Source organism: Streptomyces sp. SID1328, assembly GCF_009865595.1.
In the GTDB taxonomy this organism is placed as follows: domain Bacteria; phylum Actinomycetota; class Actinomycetes; order Streptomycetales; family Streptomycetaceae; genus Streptomyces; species Streptomyces griseoluteus.
On the sequence record NZ_WWKH01000803.1, the window covers coordinates 1 to 2,076 of the forward strand.

Below are 2,076 nucleotides of genomic sequence, written 5' to 3' on the forward strand. Positions count from 1 at the left end.
GGGGGAGCGGGGCGGGGGCACGTGCCCGGCCGCGCCGTCCGCTGGTCCGTCCGGCGCCTTGAAGCGGTGCGGGTCGGTCATCGGGCACCCCCGAGTCCCGGCGGCGCCCCGGTGTCATGGGCGGTGGAGAGCAGTTGCAGGCCGAGGCGGAGCCGGCGGCGCGCCTCGTCCTCGGTGACGCCGAGGTCGGTGGCGGCCTGGCGGTAGTCGCGCCGCTGGAAGTAGGCCAGCTCCAGCGCGGCCCGCAGCGGGTGCGGCATCGAGTGGACGATGTAGTCGGCGCGGGCGGCGACGGAGGCGTGCCGCACCCGGCTCTCCAGGGCGGCCAGTTCCGCCGGGGAGTCGCCGCCGAGCGCGGCCGTCTCGGTCTCGCGCAGCTTCTGCACGGCCAGCCGCTGGGTCGTCGCGGCGATCCAGGTGCGCAGCGGTCCCTGCCGGTGGTCGTAGGTGTCGGGGTGCTCCCAGACATGGGCGAAGACGTCGCGGGTGACGGCGGCGGCGGCCGTGTCGTCGCTCAGCACGCGGTGCGCGAGGCCCTGCACCAGGGAGGCGAACCGGTCGTACAGCTCGCCCAGGGCGGCGGCCTCACCGCGCGCGAGCCGCTGCTGCATGGTGCGGTCCCAGCGGGGCGGTACGTCCTTGGCCGGCATGCGGTTCCTCCCCTCGCCGTCTCCAGGATGTGCCCGGCGTCTCCTCGAATGTAGTCGGCACGTCCGACGATGCACGCCCCTTTGTGTCAATGCGCGCCCCTGGCAGCACCGCAGGTGGTAGGGGTCTCTTCACACCGTCTTCACTTATCTCGGGCCCACCTTCGATCGAAGTACGATCGAACCCGATCGACAGTGACCGAAACAAGCCCTCTGTTGATCCCTCCGCGGTTTGCGGTTCCGTGTTTCAGGGAAACGGCCGCTGGGCAGCCGCGCGGAAAGAACCGAAGGAACTGCTTCCATTTCCGGGTGGTTCCGCAAGATCCGCCGAGCGGAGAGGTGTGGCCGTGGCTTTCGAAGTGACCGGCACCGAACGGGGCGAGTGGGCCGTGCTCCAGGTGGCCGGCGAACTGGACCTGGTGACCTCACCCGTGCTGCGGCAGCGGGTGCACGACGTGGTCGCCGAGGGGAACCACAGCCTGGTCCTCGATCTCTCCGAGGTCTTCTTCTGCGACTCCAGCGGGGTCGGCGTGCTCATCGCGGTCCGCCGGCTGATCCGCTCCTGCCAGGGCAGGCTGCGGCTGATCCTGCCCGACCGGGGCGCGGAGGACGGCTCGCACGTGAACCGCGTCCTCGGCGCGCTCGGGGTGCGCCGCCTCTTCGACGTGCGCCCGGACGTCGAGTCCGCCACCGCCGACGAGGCGGGATCGCTGTCGGCCTGAGCGCCGTCGCTGCCGAGGTGAGCGCCCTCGGTGCCACGATTCATGGCCATGGATGTCGCGGATCGTGGCGAAAACAGGTCACGCAGCGTGGAAGTGAGTCCCGTACTCCGACTGTGACTCGTCACGGCCCGGAGTCGGGCGGCCCCTCGGGTACCTTGGGTCGAATGCGAGTGACCGCGACCGCCAGTGCCACCGGCAGGGCCCCGCGCGCCGCCTGTTCGACTCCCTGGCGTATGCGTCGCACAGTATGCCGCACGAGTACTCCTTCGCGCGGGAATATGCCCGAAGCGCTTGTTGGGGTGACTGTACGTCAACCATGCTGTCTCGTAAGGGAATCACGTTCCGTAACGCTTGCTCTGGCCGTTGTTCTGGCCATGCAGAAAATGGCTACGATCGTGGCCCTCGTCGTGCGGTTCGTCGCGGTTCGCGCCGCGGCGGCGGGTCGTCGTGCGGTCATGTGTCCGCCGGTTCGGATGGTGTGAGCGGTGCAGGTGCTTCAAGTGACGCTGGAGATCCGGCCCGACCCCGAAGAGGTGGGGCGGGCGAGGAAGTGGGCGCGATCGCGGCTCGCCGGACTGGGCATAGCGGCCGACGAGCCACTGGCCGAGACGCTGATCCTGCTCGTCTCCGAGCTGGTGACCAACGCGGTGGTGCACACCGGCCGCCCGGCGCTGCTGCGGCTGTCGCTGCCCGGCGGCCCGCCGCCC

Annotated in this window: 2 protein-coding genes and 1 pseudogene; 2 read left to right on the plus strand and 1 reads right to left on the minus strand. The window is 70.6% G+C overall.

Translation table 11 applies throughout. The features are described 5' to 3' along the window. Positions 1-77: 77 nt before the first annotated feature. Positions 78-650 (minus strand): sigma factor, encoded by a 573-nt coding sequence (locus GT030_RS25790; protein ID WP_161203163.1) that lies wholly within the window; start codon positions 648-650, stop codon positions 78-80. 338 nt (positions 651-988) lie between these two features. Between GT030_RS25790 and GT030_RS25795 the strand changes: the two genes are divergently transcribed. Next, positions 989-1,369 (plus strand): STAS domain-containing protein, encoded by a 381-nt coding sequence (locus GT030_RS25795; RefSeq protein ID WP_086690461.1) that lies wholly within the window; start codon positions 989-991, stop codon positions 1,367-1,369. Positions 1,370-1,854: 485 nt separating this feature from the next. Then, positions 1,855-2,076 (plus strand): annotated as a pseudogene (locus GT030_RS25800) (ATP-binding protein); the annotation flags it as partial.